Annotated in this window: 20 protein-coding genes; 11 read left to right on the top strand and 9 right to left on the bottom strand. The window is 50.6% G+C overall.

Going from position 1 to position 22,036, the window contains the following annotated elements; translation table 11 throughout:
* Window positions 1-65 precede the first annotated feature (65 nt).
* The 5 genes from PLA01S_RS11165 to PLA01S_RS11145 all read right to left on the bottom strand — a co-directional run bounded on the left by PLA01S_RS11165 (window position 66) and on the right by PLA01S_RS11145 (window position 7,972).
* Window positions 66-3,320, bottom strand: coding sequence for a carbohydrate-binding protein (locus tag PLA01S_RS11165; protein ID WP_127592194.1), 3,255 nt, complete (start codon window positions 3,318-3,320; stop codon window positions 66-68).
* 80 nt (window positions 3,321-3,400) lie between these two features.
* Window positions 3,401-4,750, bottom strand: coding sequence for an ABC transporter substrate-binding protein (locus PLA01S_RS11160; RefSeq protein ID WP_127592192.1), 1,350 nt, complete (start codon window positions 4,748-4,750; stop codon window positions 3,401-3,403).
* Between the two features lie 99 nt (window positions 4,751-4,849).
* A complete protein-coding gene (locus tag PLA01S_RS11155) occupies window positions 4,850-5,749 on the bottom strand; it encodes a carbohydrate ABC transporter permease (RefSeq protein ID WP_127592190.1) in 900 nt (299 codons plus the stop codon).
* Window positions 5,750-5,763: 14 nt separating this feature from the next.
* Complete coding sequence (locus tag PLA01S_RS11150; protein WP_127592188.1) at window positions 5,764-6,654, bottom strand: carbohydrate ABC transporter permease; 891 nt, start codon at window positions 6,652-6,654, stop codon at window positions 5,764-5,766.
* Window positions 6,641-7,972 (bottom strand): glycoside hydrolase family 125 protein, encoded by a 1,332-nt coding sequence (locus PLA01S_RS11145; protein ID WP_127592186.1) that lies wholly within the window; start codon window positions 7,970-7,972, stop codon window positions 6,641-6,643. Before PLA01S_RS11145 ends, PLA01S_RS11150 begins: the two co-directional genes overlap by 14 nt.
* A 598-nt stretch (window positions 7,973-8,570) precedes the next feature.
* On the opposite strand from PLA01S_RS11145, the gene sigK reads away from it, so the two are divergent.
* Complete coding sequence (gene sigK / locus PLA01S_RS11140) at window positions 8,571-9,272, top strand: RNA polymerase sporulation sigma factor SigK (protein ID WP_006208952.1); 702 nt, start codon at window positions 8,571-8,573, stop codon at window positions 9,270-9,272.
* A gap of 183 nt (window positions 9,273-9,455) precedes the next feature.
* On the opposite strand, the gene PLA01S_RS11135 is transcribed toward sigK, so the two are convergent.
* The 3 genes from PLA01S_RS11135 to PLA01S_RS11125 all read right to left on the bottom strand — a co-directional run bounded on the left by PLA01S_RS11135 (window position 9,456) and on the right by PLA01S_RS11125 (window position 11,282).
* Window positions 9,456-9,725, bottom strand: a complete 270-nt coding sequence (locus PLA01S_RS11135; RefSeq protein WP_246059428.1) for a hypothetical protein — start codon at window positions 9,723-9,725, stop codon at window positions 9,456-9,458.
* Between the two features lie 272 nt (window positions 9,726-9,997).
* Window positions 9,998-10,276: a hypothetical protein gene (locus PLA01S_RS11130; protein WP_127592184.1), complete on the bottom strand. Its 279-nt coding sequence runs from the start codon at window positions 10,274-10,276 to the stop codon at window positions 9,998-10,000.
* Between the two features lie 169 nt (window positions 10,277-10,445).
* Entirely contained in the window at window positions 10,446-11,282 is an 837-nt protein-coding gene (locus PLA01S_RS11125) for a sugar phosphate isomerase/epimerase family protein (RefSeq protein WP_127592182.1), read from the bottom strand.
* A 301-nt stretch (window positions 11,283-11,583) separates the two neighbouring features.
* On the opposite strand from PLA01S_RS11125, the gene PLA01S_RS11120 reads away from it, so the two are divergent.
* From PLA01S_RS11120 to PLA01S_RS11090, 7 genes are all read left to right on the top strand, one after another.
* A complete protein-coding gene (locus PLA01S_RS11120) occupies window positions 11,584-12,549 on the top strand; it encodes an acetylxylan esterase (protein ID WP_127592180.1) in 966 nt (321 codons plus the stop codon).
* A gap of 294 nt (window positions 12,550-12,843) precedes the next feature.
* Window positions 12,844-13,218, top strand: a complete 375-nt coding sequence (locus PLA01S_RS11115) for a Na-translocating system protein MpsC family protein (protein ID WP_127592178.1) — start codon at window positions 12,844-12,846, stop codon at window positions 13,216-13,218.
* 148 nt (window positions 13,219-13,366) lie between these two features.
* Window positions 13,367-14,146: an ABC transporter ATP-binding protein gene (locus PLA01S_RS11110; RefSeq protein WP_100535858.1), complete on the top strand. Its 780-nt coding sequence runs from the start codon at window positions 13,367-13,369 to the stop codon at window positions 14,144-14,146.
* A 29-nt stretch (window positions 14,147-14,175) separates the two neighbouring features.
* On the top strand, window positions 14,176-15,057 hold the full coding sequence (locus tag PLA01S_RS11105) for an ABC transporter permease (RefSeq protein WP_127592176.1): 882 nt from the start codon (window positions 14,176-14,178) through the stop codon (window positions 15,055-15,057).
* 44 nt (window positions 15,058-15,101) lie between these two features.
* Complete coding sequence (locus tag PLA01S_RS11100) at window positions 15,102-16,145, top strand: ABC transporter substrate-binding protein (RefSeq protein WP_127592174.1); 1,044 nt, start codon at window positions 15,102-15,104, stop codon at window positions 16,143-16,145.
* A 49-nt stretch (window positions 16,146-16,194) separates the two neighbouring features.
* A complete protein-coding gene (locus tag PLA01S_RS11095; RefSeq protein WP_100535861.1) occupies window positions 16,195-16,857 on the top strand; it encodes a cysteine hydrolase family protein in 663 nt (220 codons plus the stop codon).
* A gap of 99 nt (window positions 16,858-16,956) precedes the next feature.
* Window positions 16,957-18,360: an MFS transporter gene (locus tag PLA01S_RS11090; protein WP_127592172.1), complete on the top strand. Its 1,404-nt coding sequence runs from the start codon at window positions 16,957-16,959 to the stop codon at window positions 18,358-18,360.
* 66 nt (window positions 18,361-18,426) lie between these two features.
* On the opposite strand, the gene PLA01S_RS11085 is transcribed toward PLA01S_RS11090, so the two are convergent.
* Entirely contained in the window at window positions 18,427-19,500 is a 1,074-nt protein-coding gene (locus PLA01S_RS11085) for a M42 family metallopeptidase (RefSeq protein ID WP_127592170.1), read from the bottom strand.
* Between the two features lie 556 nt (window positions 19,501-20,056).
* On the opposite strand from PLA01S_RS11085, the gene spoVAC reads away from it, so the two are divergent.
* Genes spoVAC through spoVAE form a run of 3 tightly spaced genes read left to right on the top strand, consistent with a single transcriptional unit; the run spans window position 20,057 to window position 21,920 of the window.
* A complete protein-coding gene (gene spoVAC, locus PLA01S_RS11080; protein ID WP_100535864.1) occupies window positions 20,057-20,545 on the top strand; it encodes a stage V sporulation protein AC in 489 nt (162 codons plus the stop codon).
* A gap of 6 nt (window positions 20,546-20,551) precedes the next feature.
* Complete coding sequence (gene spoVAD, locus PLA01S_RS11075) at window positions 20,552-21,565, top strand: stage V sporulation protein AD (protein ID WP_100535865.1); 1,014 nt, start codon at window positions 20,552-20,554, stop codon at window positions 21,563-21,565.
* 4 nt (window positions 21,566-21,569) lie between these two features.
* The gene (gene spoVAE / locus PLA01S_RS11070; RefSeq protein ID WP_127592168.1) at window positions 21,570-21,920 is read left to right on the top strand and encodes a stage V sporulation protein AE; all 351 of its coding nucleotides are present in this window, start codon (window positions 21,570-21,572) and stop codon (window positions 21,918-21,920) included.
* Window positions 21,921-22,036 lie beyond the last annotated feature (116 nt).

Genomic DNA, 22,036 nt, shown 5'->3' with positions numbered 1-22,036 from the left:
ACTCCTGAATCATCAGGAGTCCTTTTTTATACGTTATGCATGGTCGCCGCTATAGCGCTTTATGTTTACTCCAAGCCATCCTGCCAATCTTGGAGCAGGGAGTTCGCATCGGTATTCAATACCGTTTTGACTTGATCGCTGACGTTGCGTCCCATCGCCTCCTTATTCAGGTGCTTGGTGAAATTCTGCATATGCTTGACGGCATGATCCACTCTTCCCAGATCCAGTTGATGCTGTACCTGGTTAAGAGCGTTGTTCAGCTGAGGAATGAGCGCTCCGCTTACATCCCCAGAATCCGCGAATCGGTCGATTAATTGTTTCATGGAAAACACGCTGGTCATGACCCGGAACTGGAATGTTTTCTGAGTTTTGTTACCGGAGCGGTCTTCAGTCGTAACCGTTGCAGTTATGTCGCCCAAATTCCCGGCCAAATCGATGTCGATAGCGTCCTTGGTCAATGGATCCAGCGTATATACTTTATCGCCGATGGTTATTTCGGCTAATTGGATGGCGGAAGTGTCCATAATTTTGAAGCTGAGGGCCATGTAATCCTCCAAAGAATCGCCATCTTCCAAGCTCTTGCCATTAACAGTCAAAGAGAAGGAAGGAGAATCGGTAACCTCGATGGTGACTCCCTGCGAAGCATTCCCGGACCGATCAATGGACCGGATGAAAAGCGAGTAGTCCTTGCCCGCTTCGATTCCCTGTATCACCGCTGTTTGAATTCCCCGATTTACCTCGATGACGTCGCCGACCTGCTGTCCATTACTCCGCAGCGTAATTTGCACTTTTTGAGCATCGATATCGTAGGGACCATCCCAAGACAGCGTCATCTTGCCCTCGCCGCGCTTCACCTGAACATTCTCTACCTCGCCCGGAGCAACATGGTCCTCTTCAGGCATAGGGGGAGTTGGAGTCTCTGTGAATACGGTCGGATCGCCAAAAGTGAATTTATCAAAGTTATATAACCAGTCTCCGCCTTTAAAAGACAGGAATACAATGTGTTTTCCCGTTACAGGGGTCGTTACATCCGTCGAGGAAACTTTGAAATTTTGCCAGCCCCCGGTTCCTGAGACGGTGACTGTTGCAATGACCGGACCGCCCAGACTGTCCAGTCTGACCTCGATTGTCCCGCCAGCCGTGGCGCTGGCTGCGTTGACATGGAATTGGGTAGGGCTTTCGCTGCCAAAATCGATGTAATTGTACATAGCATAAGGGTTATTCGGACCAAACAACCCGGCCAGGTAAGTTTCCCCGCCGCCGGTTTCTCTGCCGAAGCCTACTCCGTTTGTATAGTTTTCGGCTTCCAGCTTGTCGTAAGCATCCCTTGCTTTTCCTTTCATGGTGGTAAAGGTGAACCACTCCAGATTGAGAGGGTAGTCGCTGCCGTTCGCTCCCTTGAAAACAAGGTATACGTCGTGAACACCTACAGCTAAGGTGTCATCGATATTCGCCATGATATCGACCCAGTTATCCCAGCTTCCCAGCGCCGGAATTTGAATGACACCTGCGGTAGGCCCATCCAGACTGTCCAATTTAACCTCGATCGTGCCGCCTTGATTGCCGCTGGCCACATGCACCGTGATACCAGCCGCGCCAGATCCGAAATCAATTCCTTCATAAGAGGCATAGGCATTGTGATGAATTGCGTCCAAATATCCGAACTCGGCATGTTTACTAAGTCCTTCGCTGCTGTCGTAATTTCCGGCCTTAAGCTTGGCATAGGCGTCGGTTTCCGTCGGGTCCGTCGTTGTGAATTTAACCCAGTTCAAATTGAATAAATAATCGTCGTTCGTCTTGGTGAAGACAAGATACACATCATGGACGCCGGTTATAGTGCTCGGCGCTCCCTGGTCATCTTTAAGGAGGGTGACGGCATCGATATAACGATTCCAGTCGCCCGTTCCCTCTACGTTCAAGGTCCCGACTTTGGGGCCATCCTTGGAATCAAGCCGGATCTCGATTTGACCTCCGCCCGTTCCGCTGGACGCTCTGGCAATGAACCCGATCGCACCGTCTGATCCGAAGTCCACATTTTTGTAAGCGGCATAAGAGCCATGCTGTATTCCACCTAATTGCAGCGAACCTTCGAACGCGCCTTCCAGAACGAAACCGGACCCGATATTGTAGCGTTCCGCTTCGATTTTATCGAAGGGGTTTTTAACGCCATAATGAAGCTCTGCTTCCATCGGTTTGATACCGTTTAAAGCTTGAACGGCTGCGGCCGAGGACCAGGATTCATAGGTTCCGGACAGCAGTTGTCCCGCCCAGTTTCCATCCACGATATGATCCGAATTCCGGTGACTCCAGGCCATTTCGATATTGAATGCAAGCCATTCATCGAATTCAGCACTGAATTCCGGGTACTGGCCGGTTTCATCCAGTGTCTTTTGCAGATGGGCCAGATTGCGCATAAGGATCGTTTTGCCGCCTTTCAGATCCCCGTTAGGGCCTTCATAATTCAACACCCCGTTTGAATCCACCAGATGGTTTTTGGTGAATTTAGCGGCTTTGACCGCGTCATCGAGGTAAACGGCATTTCCGGTCGCTTTATACAATCCGACGGCCGACCCGATGTATGTACCCTGGTTGTAGTGAGTGGCATCCGGAACCGCGCCATGTTCAATTTCGATGCGGTCGAACACTTTTCCGTTTCCGTCCGTAAGCATCGTTTTGCCCCATCTGAATATTTTGGTTGCCGCGTTTAGATAATGCTCATCTTTCGTAATATCGTAAAGATAAAGCGCTGCTTGCGCCGCCGGGAAATTAATGCACGCATTTTTGGTATTATGGTCGCTGTTCAACCACCAAATGCCGCCGTTTGCGAACTCTTCATCCCACTGCGTATCGTACACAAAATCGAAATGATCCCTCGCGGCTTCCAAATATCTTGGGTTTCCGGTGATTTGATAGGCTCTGGCGCTTCCCATCGCCCACCACATAATATCGTCATTGAACGGGTTATTCGTCCAATCTTGCCCGTACTTGGCGACGGTGCCGTCATATACATCGTCGATTTGCGTTTTAAGCTCGGCTTTCAAAGCAGGATCGGATGTATGCTGATACGCATCCATGACCAATTCCCACAGCTCGGCCTCCACCCAGAAGTCTTGATGCTTTTCGCGCTTCGAGTCCTTCCAGAACATCTTGGCGTTCGGATCCCAAAATGTATCGTTAAAAGCTCTCATCGCGGTATCCCCATCTGATGCGGTATAGGCGTAGGCTTTGGACGTTCCGACGCCCGGCATGGAACCGAGCATGAGCGCGATAGCCAGAGGCACCGCCAGAAACCTGAAAAGTTGACCTGATCTTAGTGACATGAATGTTCCTCCTCTATTTTCAAATCGAAGCCGATCCGTTCCATTCACGATCGGCTTCATGAGCTTAACGGTTCCGGTTACTACTTGCCGGTCGTAATCACTTTGTTGATTTTTTCGGCCATCACATCCAGTTCGGTGATCGGGGCTTTGCCCATCAGAATGTTTTTCCATGATGCTTCAATGAACGGGTACGCTTTGCCTGCCCATGTCGACAGGAAACGAACCGGCTGCGTATTCTGGGATTTCAGGATATGATCAAGTCCTTCGCCCACTTCAGGATGTCCGGCCGTTTTCAGCGCTTCGTAATAAGCTGCGGAAGATGCTTGATAGGCTGCGGGAGCCACCGGGGTTGAAGGGAGAACTTCCTCGTACATTTTGGAATCCAGATACTTGAGCACTTTCCATACCGCTTCCGGATTTTTGAGCGTTGCCGGACTGGACCAGCCTACGGCGTCATAAATCTCGGTCTGGCTGTTAACCACCGGCATCGGCACGTAGCCCCATTCCAATTCCTTCGGAGCCGTACGGATCAAATCGTCGGCTACCCATTGCCCTTGCAGGGTCATCGGGACTTTACCTTGTTTGAACGAACTCATGGCATTCGTTAAATCAAAGGTAGGAGGATTCATGTAACCATTTGCAATGGCAGCCTTATATTTTTCGACGCCTTCCCTGAACGGGTCGCTGATTTCCACCTTCGTTGGATTGATGATGGCATCAGCGAAGGGAGCACCGCCTGCGGAAACCGAATAGAGAGAGACATGGAAGGGGTCAAGGGGGGCATAATAACCAAATTGCTGCACGCCGCCCTGATTGCTCGAAAGTTTCTCCATCGCCGTGAAGAATTCATCATAGGTCCAGCCAATCTTCGGTTCCGGAAGACCTGCATCCTGGAATGATTTTTTATTGTAAAAAATGCCGTATGTGTTCAAAAGGCCTGGCAATCCGACCAACTTGCCTTCATAGTACCAGCTGTCTACCACGCCATCGTAAAAGCCCTCCATGAACGCTTTGTCCTGTGTTGCAAGCTCCGTCCAGTCATAGAGAAGTCCTTTGCCGGCATTATCGAGCAGCATGTCGTTACCGGTCATGAAGATGTCGGGTGCTTTCTTCGCCGTGATCATTCCGTTAATCTTGACACCGTAATTGTCCAATGGAGTAGGGATGAGCTTTACTTTGATGTCAGGGTTATCCTCTTCGAATTTTTTCATGGATGCCATGATTTTTTCGTTCATGGCCGCCGACTCCCAAGTAATCATCGTGACTTCGACGGGTTTCTTGGACCCGGCGTTATCTTCTCCGGATGGTGTGTTCCCGGGACTCGCCGAACCGGAGCCTCCGCCGCTGTTGCCGCCGCAAGCGGCTAGCAGACTTGAAAATAACAGTAAAGCGATGATTCCACTGGCCCACTTTCTTGCACCCTGTCTCATTGAAAGACCTCCCCAATGGTAAATTTAATGAACTGAACATCACCTGTTGTTTACTTCAGTCAATCCCGGTCGGCATCACCTCCCATATGGTCGCAAGCTTTACTTTAAACCCGCGGAATTCATGGAGCCCAGCCCCTGCATAAAAAACTTCTGGCCAAAGAAGAAGAGCAGCAGCATCGGCAGGATATAAATTAAATCCGCGGCCATGAACAGATTCCAGGCTGTCGCATAGGTGCCCGTATAGGTAGCCATCGCCAGCGACAACGTCCATTTGCTTGGATCGATAATATAGAGCAAAGGTTCCAAATATTGATTCCATGCCCCTTGGAACGCAAATATTACCATGGTCATGATGACCGGCATGGACATCGGCACCAATACCTTGAGCAGCACATAAAGGTCCGATGCTCCGTCTATTTTGGCAGCCTCGTCAAATGAAACGGAGATTGTTTTTATATACTGGACAAACAGGAACGAGAACGTGGCGTTTCCAAAAAAGGCGGGCACGATAATCGGCAGCCAGGAATCGTACCATCCAATGCTGGTGTACAGGTTAAACATAGGGATCATGCCTACAAATCCGGGAAGCATAAGGCTCCCTATAAAAAGCGAGAACCACAGCTTACGTCCCGGGAACTTGAGCCGTGCGAGCCCGTAGCCCACCAGCACCGAACTTATAATCTGTCCGATTGTGCAGGTAATCGCGATAAACAGGGAGTTGCCAAACGTTTGCCAAAAGTTGATTTCTTTTGTTCCGGTGACAAAATTGGACCAATGAAATTCCCGCGGAAACCATTCGGGCGGAATTTTGAACACGTCATTGTTGCTCTTCAACGCAATGGTAACCATCCAGAAGAGGGGGAACAGCATCGCAATGGCGCCGATCGCCAATAAGATAAAACGAATGGCGTCTATCCAGTTAAACCGTACTCTTCGCTTTACTCGTATGTCCGATGTATTCAAATTTCCTCGTTGTTTGGGCCGTACTTCCGCTTGCATCACCTCTTACCCCCTTATTTGTCGCTTTCGTAATAAACGAACCGGTTGGAGTACCGATAAGAAATCACGGTAAAAATCATGATGATGACAAACAGTACCCACACCTCCGCAATTGCATAACCAAACATTCTTCCGTTGAAGGCGTCGGTATAGATTTTGTAATTCAGCAGGGAGGTAGAAAAGTTCGGACCGCCTCCGGTCAGCACCTGAACCTGGTTAAACGCCTGGAATGAGCCGATGATGCCGAGTATAAGCTGCAGGAACAGGATCGGGGTGATCATGGGCAGCGTAATGTTTAACGACATCCGCCACCTGGAGGCGCCGTCGACTTCCGCCGCTTCATACATTTCCTGGGGAACCGACTGCAGACCGCTCAGAAAAATGATGACACTGGATCCGACCTGCCATAAACCGATTAACACAATGGATGGAAGCGCTGTCGTTTCGCTGGTCAACCAAGTGCCCGGCGGCAGTCCGAACTCTCTTAGCAGCGAATTCGCCAGACCATATTGCGGCTCATAAATAAATTGCCACAACGTGAGCGTGGCGATGGAGGGAACGACAACGGGAAGATAAAAGATCGTGCGGAACCATTTGATGCCGGTCAAGTTTTTGTTCAGCATCATGGCCAATAACAGGCCTAGGATCAGCGATAAAGGAACACTCAGGATCACGAAGTAAAACGTTGCCCGGATCGAAGGCCAAAAAGCCGGATCCTCGGTGAAGAGGTATCTAAAGTTCTCGAAGCCGACAAAACGGGGGGAATCGTACCCGCTCCATTCTGTCAAGGCGTAATACATGGACGACAACAGGGGGTAGGCGACAAAAACGCTGAAGCCGATAATGGACGGTAAAATGAACAGATATCCGATGACCCAGCCGCGAAGCTTCCTATTGGTTCCCATGGTGATCTCGATGACCTCCTCCAATATCTTTCGCTTTGACCCGAATGCCGCAGTAATCCATGATCAGCTCGCAAAACATCATGTTAGCCCAGGAAAACCATGGGCGGGTATAACGGGCAGGGTCGTCGACCAGAAATCCTTCATGCATCATGCCGGTGCCTGCATCGGTATCCGCCATCAGCCGAAGCAGCCGAAATTTCTCTTCCCGATCGGTAGTCGTCAAGCCTTGAATCGCCAGCGCAATCGGCCAGATATAACGATCAGGCGTATGGGGGCTTCCCACGCCCGCAGCGGCAGTGCCCTGATAATAATACGGATTGGCGTGGCTCAGCACGAACCTGCGGGTATTTTGATAGACCGGGTCATCAGCGCTTGTGTAACCCAAATACGGAATGGACAAAAGGCTGGGGACGTTGGCGTCATCCATGAGCAGGTGGCTTCCCATCCCGTCCGTTTCATAGGCATAAATTTTGCCATATTCGGGATGCTCGAGAACGCCGTACGACTCAATGCCATGACGGATCTCTCCGGCAAGTTTCTCCGCCTCTGCTTCCAACTCGGAATCGCGCAGGACATCGCGGGAAATCTCCGCCAGATATCCAAGCACAACGACGGCGAACATATTGGATGGAATGAGGTATCCGTAGGCGCAAGCGTCGTCGCTCGGGCGGAAGCCGGACCAGGTCATTCCCGTATAAGCCACCTCCGTCCCTTTTCCGCCGCGCGGCAGCGTGTCGCTTGGAGGACAATCGAAGCGTTCGAAGTAATACGGCGATTTCGATTCATGATGCTGCTCGGTTCGCCAGATGTCCAGAACGACCCTGGCGGCTGAATGGAACGTTTGATCCAGATGCGAGGTTCTGCCGGTTTCTTTCCATAACAGGTAAGCAAGCTGGATGGGATAGCACAACGAATCGATCTCATATTTGCGCTCCCATAGCCATGGATTCATGGCGGTGCGGTCGTTCTGGTGGCCTTGACCGGAAGGCGAATCATTGAATGCATTGGCGTATGGATCAAGCAGGATGAATGCTGTTTGCCTGCGTACGAGCCCCTCGATCAAATCGGCCAGCTTCTCGTCTTGGCCCGCCGGAACGAGGAAGGGCCGGATTTGCGCAGCCGAATCCCTCAGCCACATGGCCGGAATATCGCCGGTAATGACAAAGGTGGTACCGTCGGGCTGTTTTTGAATGGTCGAACCCAGCGTATTGTCCAGCATGCTCCTGAACATATGTCCGAGCTTCGGGTAAGCTGAGGTGCCTTCGGTTATCGTGCGGTTCAAATCATGCAGTACAGAAAAATAGTCCAACGTGTACATGTAAGCTCTTCTCCCTTCCATTCTTCAGGGTGTTGATCGTTTTGTCAGGTCATTATATAAAACGCTTACATTTAATATAATTACATACCAATTTAATGTCAATATATTATATTGATAAAAATTATGGCTGTTATATTATGTGGGTGTAATGAATATCTTATCGGTCAATTTGTGGGGCCGTCGCTTATATTTACCTAAAGTCAATCTCCCTCGTTATGAGGGTAGAGATGCTGGGCCTTGAATGATTGATTTGAGCCAAAAAGTTTTGTGTTAGATTAGGAATATACCGTGCGGTAAATGCAATTCATCGGTTGTTATAGCTTATTTTTATAACATGATATATTGGTATGTGTTAAATAAATGATCGCTAGTTGCGGTAGTTCGTTGCTTGGTTGAGGAATTAATAAAAAACAAATGGCGTATAATTGCGGGCCTTCTTTTATGAATGGTCGGACAGATATGGGAGATTAAACGTTTTTACGAATCACTTTCCCGCGTACAGGCACTTCTGGGCCGTTGCCTACATACAATGAGAAGACCGAGAGACCGAGCGCGATAAGGGCCGGTTGCATTGTAACTTCGCAGGAGGTGTCCTAAAGTGCCTGGATTGTTTACCGCAATTGCTTTGTTCATAAAAGAGTTGACCCTGCTCGTTTCGTACGTGAAAAACAACGCGTTTCCCCAGCCTCTGACCGAGGAAGAGGAAGCTAAACATCTGCAGCGAATGGCCGAAGGCGATCCTCAATCGCGCAATAAACTGATTGAGCATAATCTTCGGCTGGTTGCGCACATCGTCAAAAAGTTCGATAACACCGGCGAGGATCTAGAAGACTTGATTTCCATCGGGACGATAGGACTCATCAAGGCGATTGAAAGCTTCAGGCCGAATAAAGGAACGAAGCTGGCGACATTTGCTGCCCGTTGTATAGAAAATGAGATACTTATGCATCTTCGTTCCTTGAAGAAGACACGAAAAGACGTATCCCTTCATGATCCGATTGGAACGGACAAAGAGGGGAATGAGATTACACTTATCGATATCCTCGGGACCGAAGCGGATGATATCGTGGATGCCGTGCAGTTGAAGATTGAGAAGAGTAAAATCTACCGGAACCTCGATATATTGGACGACCGGGAGAAGGAAGTCGTTATTGGACGTTTCGGACTGGAAGCTGGCGGAGAAGAACGGACGCAGCGTGAGATTGCCAAGGAACTCGGCATTTCGCGCAGCTATGTATCGCGGATCGAGAAGCGGGCGCTGATGAAGTTGTATCATGAGTTTTACAAGCAGAAACGGTAGGAAGCAAGCTGTGTTAACCACTGATCACCGAAACGGGAATGTCGATATAGAGCTACTAAAGCCACTTCCTGTGATGGAAGTGGCTTTAGCTTGTTTTCTCGGGCTGCAAACCGCTTGGCAAGAAGCTTCAATCATACGGATTCAGATGATTGTTCTGGGCAGCCTGTGGGATGCTCGCTTGATTTATGTGGGGCTCAGCTTGCTCGGCTTGGTCAGTGAATGTAGCCCAAAGCGCACCTGACGCTCGGATTTGCGCTGTTGCCACTGCAGCACGCGGCGAATCGCCATTGGAGCGATCATACTGCCAATCATGCCGAGCAGATCGGATTGGAGCGCTTTTTGAGCGATAATATAACCGCAAGACCCACCGATAAATTCAATGGACATATAGCGCTTTACGCTGGATAACGTGATAACATAAATCACGAATTCATCTTCCTTTTTGATAGGCATGTGCTCCTCCCCCCCACTCCTTCCTCTCTCTCTAACCGCAGCCGACGGTGTATCTCTTCTTGGGACCGCGAGTCGATAGAAGGTTCTCACAAGAAAAACATCCGCCACATGCGGTTTGTCTTTTTGAGAAAGTATGATGATCGGCGTTTTTCTTTTGCCATCTTATGTATTTTTATAGGCCATTATGCTTACGAAGCGGAGGTTACAAGCCTGGTTACGACAAAAACCAACCGTCTTGTCCAAAGAACGACGGTTGGTTTTTTAGGTTGGCTCTACTCGGGTTTCTTTTGTCCCGGGTCTGCTTGAATGCTCTCGTCTTCGCCAGGATACTCCCGTTCGATGCCCATGTGCAGGCTGCGATCCTCATAATCAAACCGATTCGGAGGCCGCTGATCCTTGCGCCATGGGGTGCTCTTTCCAAGGGAATCGCTGCGGAGATCGGAACCGTAAGGTCCCTCGGGAAATTCCTCGGCCACCAGATCGTTTCGCTGTGACTCAACGGTAGACAGATCCGTAAAGTTATCCCGTTCTTCCTTCTTAAATCCGTTCATTCCTGAGACCTCCTGAAAAGGTGCTTAACCTACCATTTCAGTGTTCCCCTGAACAGGTGGAATCATTCCGTTATGTGACGTGGCTTCCCCACCGCGTGACATGGAGAGTTTGCCGGTCCTGAGTATCTGCCAGTCAGTTAACCGCTCTCAGCATGCATGGAACCTCTAATTATAATCCTGCAGCCCCGAATACGTTGTTGAAGGCTTGACGTGATTTGGCAACGAGTTCTTCCGGCGTGCCCGTTGGTGTGGAAGGCGTCAGAATTTCTTGTGTAACCGGGCCTGCATAGCCGATATCGTTCAGAGCCTGAAGAAACCCTGGCAGATCAATTACGCCTTCACCCGGATAAACCCGATCATTATCGAGAACATCCCCCACGGGAATATTCTTCGCATCATTAATGTGGACATGAACGATTTGTTCAGCTCGCAGCTGCCGGATATCCGAAACCGTCATCTCATTGGTGTACCAGTGATAGGCATCATATAGCAGCCCGACATTCGGTTCCCCGATGGCATCGATCCAATCCAACGTTTCTTGTACCGTCCAGATGAACGGGTTCTTCCATTGGGTGCGCAGATGATGCGGGCCTACGAACTCCAGGGCCAATCGAATTCCGTATGCTCCCAAAATGCTGGCACAAGCCCGCAGCCTTGTGGTGGCCAGAGCCATGAAATGAGCTGCGGGTGCATCGGTGGAAGGAAGAATGTATGTACAGCAGCGAGTGCAGCCAAGGGCCCTGGCCGCTGCCGCTGCTGCCGGCAGTTTCTCAAGTCCGCTTAGGAACTGCTCGTTCGAACCTCTCCATTCCACGGGAAGGCCGATCGCCCCGATTTCCAGTTGGCGGGATTTCAGCATATCGGCTGCCGCTCCTGTGCCTAGGCGGTCTACAAGACCTTTGGCATCGATATCGACGCATTGGAATTCATATTTGGCCGCGAGCTCGATAAACTGTAAATCGCTTTCAAGCTTTCCGAGTCCTGCGCTTGTTAAACCTTGCAGCATATTCATCGTCTCCATTCGCTATAAGATGTCGTATTGCTCTGGCGGGCGCATCGTTTATATCAACCCGTTGGTTTTTCATAGTTTCTATTATGATATGTTCAACTCTATAAATCTATGATCGCTTTTTAATTTTTTTAGAAAAGATAACGATTGGAACCCCGATCAATTCGTTATTTTGAGAGAAATACGTAATAAACCGGCATGAATTCCTACCGTTTTGAAAGGGATTTCGGATGTGTTGCCGAAATAACCATGTTACAAGAACCTTCACTTCACTCGCGAAAAGGAGATTTAAATCAGAATGAATACCATTAAGCTGCGTAAGAAAGAGCTTGGCAACCTGTATCCGGAACCTACGATCAACGAGGAGGTATTGAATCGATTTTGGGAGGAAGTGTTGAAGTCGTATAGCGACAAGCCGCTTCACATGGCCAGTCAGCCGGAAGCGACGCCATATCCCCATATGAAGGTATCCAAGGTAACCTATCATGGTTATGATGATACGCCTATCCATGCTTGGTATATCGCTCCAACTATGCAACCTTCGGACGAAAAACCCCGACCGTGTATCGTAACCTTCCCGGGTTATTCCGGAGACCGCGGATTTCCAGAACGGTATGCTCACTGGCTGATGTTGGGTTATACGGTGTTTGCCGCTGACGTCAGGGGACAGGGCGGGGAGACCGGGAATCTGCTGCCATTGGACAGCGGCGTGGTTAAGGGCTGGGTGACACAGGGGATTACAGATATTCGTCGCTCCTATTACATGGCAGTCGTTATGGATGCTGTGAGAGCGGTGGATGCGACATCGCAGCAACCCGGAGTGGATCCGAAAAAAATTGCCGTGGTAGGCGGCAGTCAGGGTGGCGGACTGTCTCTGCTGGCAGGGGCCCTGAATCCGAAGGTCGCGGCCATTGTGGCCGACATTCCCAACATGTGCAGAATGGATTACGGGATTCTGCATTCGGTCAGCTCGCTGAGCGAAATCGCCCAATACATAAAGCGGTACCCGGAGCAATTGGATCAGATCCTGGAGCATCTATCGTACTTTGACATGCTGAATCTAGCGCCGCGAATCCAGGTGCCGGTCATGGTATCCGTCGGTTGGAAGGATACGGTCTGCATGCCTGAAACCATATATGCAGCATACAACCGAATGAAATCGGCAAAAGAAATAAGAGACTATCCGTTCTCCGGCCATGAAGTCAATGAGCACCAGAAGCGGGAGGGCGTCTTGTTCCTGGAACGGATTTTTAACGGGGAATAGAACAAGGTGATAGATTTAGGGCGTGGGCACGGGCACGGGAACCGACGCTCGCTCAGGATGACTCTTTATTTAGGAAGAGGGCAGAAGTAAACGGAATCACACTCAAAAATCTTGGTATGTTAATGTTATATAAACTAACACTATTTAAGTGTTTGTTATCTTTTTTGACGTTTATGTATTGACAACAGCCTGATATCGCCTATAATTATACCCAAGGACAGAAAAAACTCGATAAACACCCTATACCTACCCCGGTCAATGTAATATTAATTTACACAAAAGGGATGTTGAACCATGATGACAGCAGGCGAACTCAAACAGGATCTTTTGAGGGTTTACAACGCGATAAATAAGAAAATATTTAACGTGGGTGTAAAGCAGCAAAAAGTCGATTTCGTTGGCAACAAAATCATCATTGTATCGAGGAATAGTAGAGTCCCCGTCCTCAAACTGCTGGATGAGAATTACCCCCTCTCTACCCGGCAGTTGGACCACCTTTTATTTCAGGTGTTCAAGCAGGAGATTAGGGCCTCCTTGGAACAGCAGTTTCAATTTAAAATCATCTCCATTCTTAAAGACTATGATGCAGAGACCGAGTTTTCCGGTACCATCGTATTTTTGGAGAAGGATGTAGAAGCATATCTGAACGACATGCCGGAACTCGAGTAGAGAGCGGGCCGATCGTCAGTTTGGTACCAAGGTACACACATGTGTGCGGCTTGGGGCTGGACTGGCGATTTTTTGTTACATCCGCTTTTGAAAATACATGTTTGATGTTTCTGAAAAATCATGAAATCAAAAAAGAGGAGGAAGGGGCATGACTCACAAAATTGAAATTTCGGGCGTCAGCAAATGGTTCCGCAGAAATGGGGAAGAGATTGCGGCCATGCGGGAGACGAGTCTGGCGATTGAGGAGGGGCGTTTTGTCAGCATTATCGGCCCCAGCGGGTGCGGCAAATCCACCCTCTTTAACATTATCGCCGGTTTGATGCCGCCCTCCACGGGCAAGGTGATGGCTGACGGCAAAGACATCGTGGGCACCACCGGTTATGTGGGCTATATGCTGCAAAAGGACATGCTTCTGCCTTGGCGCACCATCCTCGACAACATCATTTTAGGCATGGAGGTCCGAGGCGTTCCTTACAAGGAAGCTGTGGAGAGGGCGCTGCCCTTGATGGAAAAGTATGGACTGAAGGGTTTTGACAAGCATTATCCGAAGGAGCTGTCGGGAGGGATGAAACAGCGTGCCGCGCTGCTGCGGACGCTACTCTACGACCGGGATATCATTTTGCTGGACGAGCCCTTCGGCGCACTGGATGCCCAAACGAGGCTGACCATGCAGAACTGGCTGCTGCAGATCTGGGAGGATTTTGGGAAAACGGTGCTGTTTGTTACCCATGACATCGACGAAGCGATTTATTTATCGGATGACATCTATGTGTTCTCTTCCAGACCCGGACGGATCAAGTCCAAAATCACCGTAACGATGGAGCGTCCGCGCAAAACCGAAGACATGACGTCCCCGGCATTCATGGAGCTGAAGCATCATCTTATGGATTTGTTGTCAGCCGGACATGATGAAGAACTAATATCGTAGGGAATAAGAACGAATGAGGAGGGAAACCGATGGAAACTGCACGCAAAGAGGCTTTTATCGTACATGCCGTAACACCAGCGGAACCTGCCACGGGTTCATCCAAACGGCCGGAGGTTGTGCCCTACATCTTGGATGAAGAGGCGATGGAGCGCCGGAGGAGCAGGCGGATCGTCTGGGGGCGGGCCGCTGTGGCCGTACTTGTTTTTCTGGTATGGGAGGTGTTCACCCGGCTCGGCCTGCTGGACTCCTATTATTGGAGCAGCCCCAGCGAGATCCTTCGCACAACCTGGACCCAAATTAACGAGGGGACCTTGTTAAGGGATATTACGTACACTTCCGGCTCAACCATACTCGGATTTGTGTTCGGCACCTTCCTCGGTGCACTGCTCGGGCTATCGTTTTGGTGGTCAAGATCGTATGCGGGGATCAGCGAGCCGTATCTTATCATTTTGAATGCCATGCCCAAGCTCGCTTTGGCGCCTGTACTCGTCATACTGCTGGGTATTGGATTCTTTTCCAAGGTGGCGCTGGCGTTCTCCATGACGGTTGTCGTTTCGGCGCTGTCTGCTTACAGCGGTGTGAAGAGCGTGGATCCGGATATGGAGAAGCTAATGTATTCCCTCGGCGCCAAGCGGCATCAGGTCTTTGCCAAGGTCGTTGTCCCCTGGTCCATGCCCTGGATTATCAGCAGTTTGCGGATTAACATTGCCCTTGCGCTGGCAGGTGCCATCGTAGGGGAGTTTATCGCTTCAAGTCAGGGCGTCGGCCGAATGATTATGTATGCAGGGACGATACTCGATATCAATCTCGTGTGGGTGGGCGTCGTTGTCCTGTCGCTGCTGTCCATGGTGATGTACTGGGGCGTGGTCGTGCTGGAGAAGTGGTTATCCAAGGGATTGACCAAACAATAGACACAATAATCGAACTAATTATTTCTATTAAAAGGGGAATTCATATGAACCAAAAAATGAGGAAACGGTCACTGTTGTTTGCACTGGTCATGGTCACCGGTCTGCTTGGAGCCTGCGGTAATGAAAAAAACGACGCCGGCACCGTGTCCGCCTCGGGTGACGGGAAGCTGAAGAAAATCGTGATCGCCGAGCCGCTTCACTCCACGGGCTATCTGCCACTGTACGTCGCACAGCGCGAAGGTTTCTTTGAGAAAAGAGGGCTGGACGTCGAGGTCATCCAAGCGGCCGGAGGGGCGCACGTAACCGCCGTGGTCAGCGGAGATGCCTGGGGTGTTATCGGCGGGACAGAGTCCAACGCCTTGGCTAACAACAACAATTCCGATCCAATCATCTCGGTCGTGAATGTTGTCAATCGGGCGAACGTGTATTTAATGGCCAAGAAAGGCACTGCGCCTGCGAGCAATTCTCCCGAAGACCTGAAGGCATTTTTGCAAGGGAAAAAGATTAACGCCGGTCGCCACGGCGGTACGCCAAACCTTCTGACCCGCTATCTCTTGATTCAGCTTGGACTCGATCCGGAAAAGGATGTGCAGCTGCTGGAGCCGGCAGATGGCTCAACGGTGGTGACGATGGTCCAGCAGGGTGCAGCCGACATAGCGAACGGAGCCGAGCCGCAGATCAGTGACGGGATATCGAAGAACGTATGGGAAGAGCCGTTTTACAAGTTTCATGATCTGGGAGATTTCTCGTATTCGGTTCTCAGCGTGAAAAAGTCTACCATCGAGAAGGATCCGGAAGCCGTGCAAAGCTTTACCGATGCCATTATCGAAGCGCTGGAAGTCGTGCAGACGGATAAAGAGCTGGCCAAGAAGAACCTGAAAGCCGAATTCCCGACGTTGTCTGATGATGCCATCCAAGCTGCGCTGGACCGGGCCTATGCAGACAATCTCTGGAGCTTGGACGGGATGATCTCGGAAGAGGCGTTGAAGCATGATATGGATGTCATGATCGAGACCGGGATTTTTAAAGGGGATTACACCTATGATGCGCTGGTGGATATGCAGTTTGTGAACCATTCCAACAAGTAAGCGGCAGGGTTCATTCTTACCAATACAGATCGGAAGGGAGAGAGTCACGATGAAATCTTTAAATCAGCTGATGCTTGGGAGTAAAGCGGCTGTCATTGTCGTTGATGTGCAAAATGATTATTGCCATCCCGAGGGGGCACTGCCTCGCGCGGGATGCGATGTTAGCGGGGTGGCAGCGATGATGCCGCAGCTGCATAGATTGCTGCATTCAGCCAGAGAGCTGAATGTGCCCGTTATCTTCATTCAGACACTTCACGAGAAAGCGACGGACTCCGACGCATGGACCACCCGATCCTCGGGACGTTCGGCTAACGTATGCCGGAGGGGAAGCTGGGGAGCGGAATTTTACGAGGTATCGCCGGAGGAGGACGATATTATTGTCAATAAACACCGGTACAGCGCTTTTGTGAATACAAGGCTGGATTCGGTATTGAAGACGCTGAAGATCGAGACCTTGATCATGACGGGGGTCAGCACCAATGTGTGTGTGGAATCGACGGCCCGGGACGGGTTTATGCTGGATTATCATATCGTGCTTGTAGCCGATGCTTGCGCATCGTATTCGACAACGGCCCATGAAATGACGCTCGAGAATATTGAAGGCTATTTCGGGAAAGTTAGTGAGGTAGCGGAGCTTATCGATATTTGGATGGATCAAATGCCCGAGGAACCGCTGCGGCCGATGTCGACGGCTCAGCCGGCCATCGGCTAGCTTGTCAGAACGTGGTTCTAACAGAGGGAAGCTCTCCGCATGCGGGAGCTTTTTCTATGAACGGCACAGAAATTAATGAATAAAGCTGGTGAGTCCTGCATGAATAACAGATCAAGGATGATCGTCCAATATACCATTTGTTTAGGGGCATTTCTGTCCAATCTGTCGGCCGGCATGTTCAACATTGCGCTTGTTGATATCGCCAGAACGTTTGATTCCACCATCCCTACGGCCCAGTGGATCGTCACCGCCTATTTGCTTGTTATCTCCATATTGCTTCCGGTCATGGGGAAACTCGGGGATATGCTGGGCAGGCGGAAAATCCACAATATCGGCTATTTTGTGTTTATGGCAGGGGCGCTCTGCTGCGCCTTGTCTCCTTCATTAAACGGACTGGTATCTTCCCGAATTCTACAAGGCGTAGGAGCGGCTATGTATCAAGCCACCAATATGGCGCTGATCATCTCCGTGTTTCCGAAGGAACAGCGCGGCAAAGCGCTCGGGCTTATCAGCACGTTTGTTGCCGCAGGCTCGATGGTCGGACCGAGTCTTGGCGGGATATTGATTCAGTGGTTTTCGTGGCGGAGCAATTTCTGGCTGCTGACGGCTATTTCCTTGATTGCATGGTTGTTTGCCCGGCGCTTCATTCCGAAGGACGAACCGGAAAAAGGCGTAAGCCGATTGGATGTCCCGGGGGCTGCCTTTTTTGCAACATCCCTAACCGGACTGGTTACGGCCGTAAATTTGGGGGCTCAGTGGGGCTGGGGTTCATGGCAGGTTGCGGTGCTGTTCATCGTGTTTGGAGCGGGAGCTGCTGCATTCATCGGGTGGTGTCTATCGTCGCGGTGGGAACGAGGAGGGAAGGGGAAACTCCCGTTTATGAAGCTGGATCTGTTTCGGGATACAGGCGTTAGCGTAGGAATCATCATTACTATCATTACCTATATGGCGGCCTTCTCCGCTCAGCTTGTGCTGCCCGTGTTTTTGCTGAGCGAGCTGGGCGTTGAACCTGCCACGGCAGGGCTGATCATGATGGGATATCCGTTGTCCCTGATTATTTTCTCGCCCCTGAGCGGGAGCCTGTCGGACAAGCTGGGGACATTCCCGTTATTGTCTGCCGGCCTGCTGGTCATGTCGGCAGCGTTACTCGTGCTCGGTTTTGTATCGCCGGCATATCCGATCTTCTTTCTGATTCTGCTTATCGTCCTGCTCGGCGGTTCCATGGGCATGATTACGCCCCCGAACAATTCCCTGGTGATGGGCAGGACAGCCAAAACGGACCTCGGCCTGATCAGCAGCATTTTGGCGCTGTCACGAAATCTGGGGATGATGTTTGGTACGGCGGCGGGGGGTGCCATGCTGGCGCTCCCGGGCCAGTCGGCAGTGGGACTTATGGGATTTCGCATGATATTTGTGCTGAATACAGCGCTGGTTGTTGCTGTCTATTTAACGATGATTTTATCCTTTCGGTTCGCACGGCATAAAGAGACGTTATCTTCATAAGGAAGAAGTAAGAAAAAGGGTATCCGCGGTCTCTTTGAGACCTGCAGGATACCCTTTTCTTATAGATTACGCCCGGTCGAGAATCGTCTGGAGTGTCGTGCGATCCAAACCTTTCACGAGCTTGATCAGAAGTTCTTTAGCAGCTTCGTAGTCGTCCGTGTGGATGATGGACGAAGATGTATGGATATAGCGGGAGCAAATGCCGATGATGGTAGACGGAACACCGATGCCGCTAAGATGCACTTGGCCTGCGTCCGTGCCGCCCGGCGAGACGAAGTATTGGTATTTGATTTTGTTTGTCTCCGCCGTATCTTGAACGTATTCGACCATTCCGCGGTGAGTCAGCATTGTCGGATCGAAGATGCGAAGCAGTGCGCCTTGACCCAATTGGCCGAACTGGCTCTTGTCCCCCATCATGTCGTTTGCCGCGCTGGCATCCAATCCGAAGAAAATATCCGGCTGAATCAGGTTGGCTGAAGTACGTGCTCCACGCAGTCCGAGCTCTTCTTGGACGGTTGCGCCGGCGTAAACGGTGTTAGGCAGCTTCTCGCCATGGAGCGCCTGGACCAGCTCGATCGCCAGGCCAACGCCATAGCGGTTATCCCACGCTTTGGCCATGATTTTTTTCGGATTGGCCAGCGGCGTGAATTCACAGATCGGAACCACTTGCAATCCGGGATGAATGCCAAACGCTTCCGCTTCCGCCTTGTTGTCGGCACCGATATCGATATACATGGTCTTGATGTCAACCGGCTTGCTGCGCTGCGCTTCATCCAGCAGATGCGTAGGAATGGAGCCGACAACTCCGACGACAGGGCCGTTGTCCGTGATGATTTGCAGGCGCTGAGCAAGCACGGCCTGACTCCACCAGCCGCCGAGCGGCTGGAAACGGACCATACCCGCTTCGGTTATGCCGGTTACCATGAACCCGACCTCATCCATGTGACCGGCCACCATGACTTTCGGACCTTCATCGTTACCGCGAAGAACGGCGAACAGACTGCCCAGCCGATCCTGCACGAACTCATCTGTATATGGAGAGAGGGCATCCTTCAACCAGGAACGAAGTTCCCTCTCAAAGCCCGGTGCAGCCGGGAATTCCGTCAAAGTACGAAATAATTCCAGTGTTGATTCATTCATTACGAAATCGCTCCTTTAAAAAAGGTATGTAAGAGTTTTTCCTTTTCTAGTATGCCCCTATATATCTGAAAAGTCTACAAAACCCGTGCCGTTAAGGACACGTCATTTAAAAGTAATTGGAACAAGCACCCTGCATCCGGGAAAGGAATACCATGTAGAAACGAAGTGGAATTTTGGCTGTCTGAGGGAAGGAGCAGAGTATGAAGCACCATGGGATTGAGGTAAATGTCTATCATGCCGAAGTCAGAGAACTTCTGCTCATTATGGTTCTGTTCATCCTCCTCGTCATTTTGCTGAAATACATTCTTATATAATGACCGGGTCCAGCAATGATGGCAGGCGACTCTTATTTCAGCTTTCAGGGATACTCCTGGAGGCTGATTTTCGTGTGGGGCAATCTTGGCGTTAGGACAAGCTGTGATTACCAAGTGAGAAGGATGATTTTCCAAACATAAAGGGAGTTCATTCAAAGCATAATGATATCGAGTGATATCCATAGCGGCTCTTTAGCGTTTTTTGAGGATTCCATACTTAAATAAAGCGGAGGTGTATTGAAATGTCAGGCTCTAACCAAAAGCCTAAGTCAGATATCACCACAATGAGCTCGGCGGAATATCAGGCGATTGCCAAAAAGCATGAACCTCCCCGCGCCGTACTTAAAAATTGTCTGCGCGCTTTTTTGGTGGGAGGTCTCATCTGTTTGATCGGCCAATGCATTCAGCGGTTTTTTATGTCCGTATTCGACATGAGCACCACGGAAGCGAGCAATCCGACGGTAGCCGTGCTGATTATACTCTCCGTCATTCTGACCAGCTTCGGCGTGTATGACAAAATCGCGCAATGGGCGGGAGCAGGCAGCGCCGTGCCGGTTACGGGGTTTGCGAATTCCATGTGCTCCGCAGCGCTTGAGCACCGCGCGGAGGGTTTGGTACTGGGGGTCGGGGCCAGCATGTTTAAGCTGGCGGGGTCAGTCATTGTATTTGGTACCGTCGCTGCGTTTATCATCGGTATCATTTACGCTATTTTTGGCATCGAGGGGAGGTAACGAGAAATGAAGGTGATCGGCCAAACCTGGCAGTTCGAGAACAAACCCGTCATTATCGGCACGGGGACGATTGTAGGACCTGAGGAAGGCGAAGGGCCACTCGCCGATGATTTCGACTATATCTACGACAATATTGAGATCAACGAAAAAACATGGGAAAAAGCGGAACGAAAACTGCTGGAGGATGCTTCAAGCAAGGCGGTCGAAAAGGCTGGCATCAAGGAAGACCAGCTGCAGTTTTTTGTGGGCGGGGACTTGATGAACCAGATCATCAGCAGCTCGTTTGCCGCAAGACAGTTGGGTGTGCCTTACATCGGCGTATTCGGAGCTTGCTCTACATCGATGGAGAGCCTCGCGGTGGCCTCCATGCTCGTGGATTCAGGAGGGGCCAAGTATGTCATGGCCGGCACGGCGAGCCACAACTGTACGGTCGAGAAGCAGTTTCGTTATCCGACTGAGTACGGATCGCAGAAACCGCCGTATGCGCAATATACGATTACCGGAGCAGGCTGCTCGGTCATTTCGGACAAGGGAGACGGTCCTGCTGTCACGTATGCCACTATCGGCAAAGTGGTTGATCTGGGCATCAAGGATCCGTTCAATATGGGGGCGGCAATGGCTCCGGCGGCAGCCGATACGATAACAAAGCACTTTAAAGACACAGGCCGGCAAGCGAAGGATTATGATCTGATCGTGACCGGTGACCTGGCCTCCGTTGGGCTTCCGATAGCCAAAGATCTTTTGAAACAAAATGATGTCATCATGGACGGTACGGTGTTTGCCGACTGCGGCTTAATGATCTACGACTTGGAAACGCAGAAATACGTTAATGCAGGGGGCAGCGGCTGCGGCTGTTCGGCTGTTGTTACGTATGGCCATATTTTGAAACGGATGCGTAAAGGCGAATTGAAAAAGGTGCTGGTCGTTGCAACCGGGGCCTTGCTGTCGCCTCTTTCTTACCAGCAGGGTGAGAGCATTCCGTGCATCGCTCACGCTGTAGCCTTAGAGATGGGAGGATAACACCATGCAGTTTTTATGGGCGTTTATTATTGGCGGCCTGATTTGCGTCATTGGGCAAATTATGATGGACGTTATTAAACTGACTCCGGCACATACAATGAGTTCGTTAGTGGTCGCCGGAGCCATCGCCGATGGGTTGGGATTGTATGAGCCGCTTGTTAAATTCGCGGGAGCGGGAGCTTCCGTTCCGATCACCAGCTTTGGTAATTCGCTTGTGCATGGCGCCTTGACGGAGCTGGGGAGGGACGGCTGGATCGGGGTCGTGACGGGGATATTCGAAGTCACCAGTGCGGGAATATCCTCGGCCATCATTTTCTCTTTCCTGGCGGCGCTGTTCGTCCGTCCGAAGGGATAAAACTGAATCATCAAGAAGGAGAGGGCCCTGGCATCATGCCGGGGTCTTTTTCTGTTGAGAGGGACAATAAAAAGGTGAATAGGCAAAATATCTCTTCGAATGTACTCCGGGACCTC

This window comes from Paenibacillus lautus NBRC 15380 (genome assembly GCF_004000945.1).
GTDB classification, from domain to species: Bacteria; Bacillota; Bacilli; order Paenibacillales; family Paenibacillaceae; genus Paenibacillus_AQ; species Paenibacillus_AQ lautus.
This window is presented reverse-complemented; position numbering and strand designations above follow the sequence as displayed.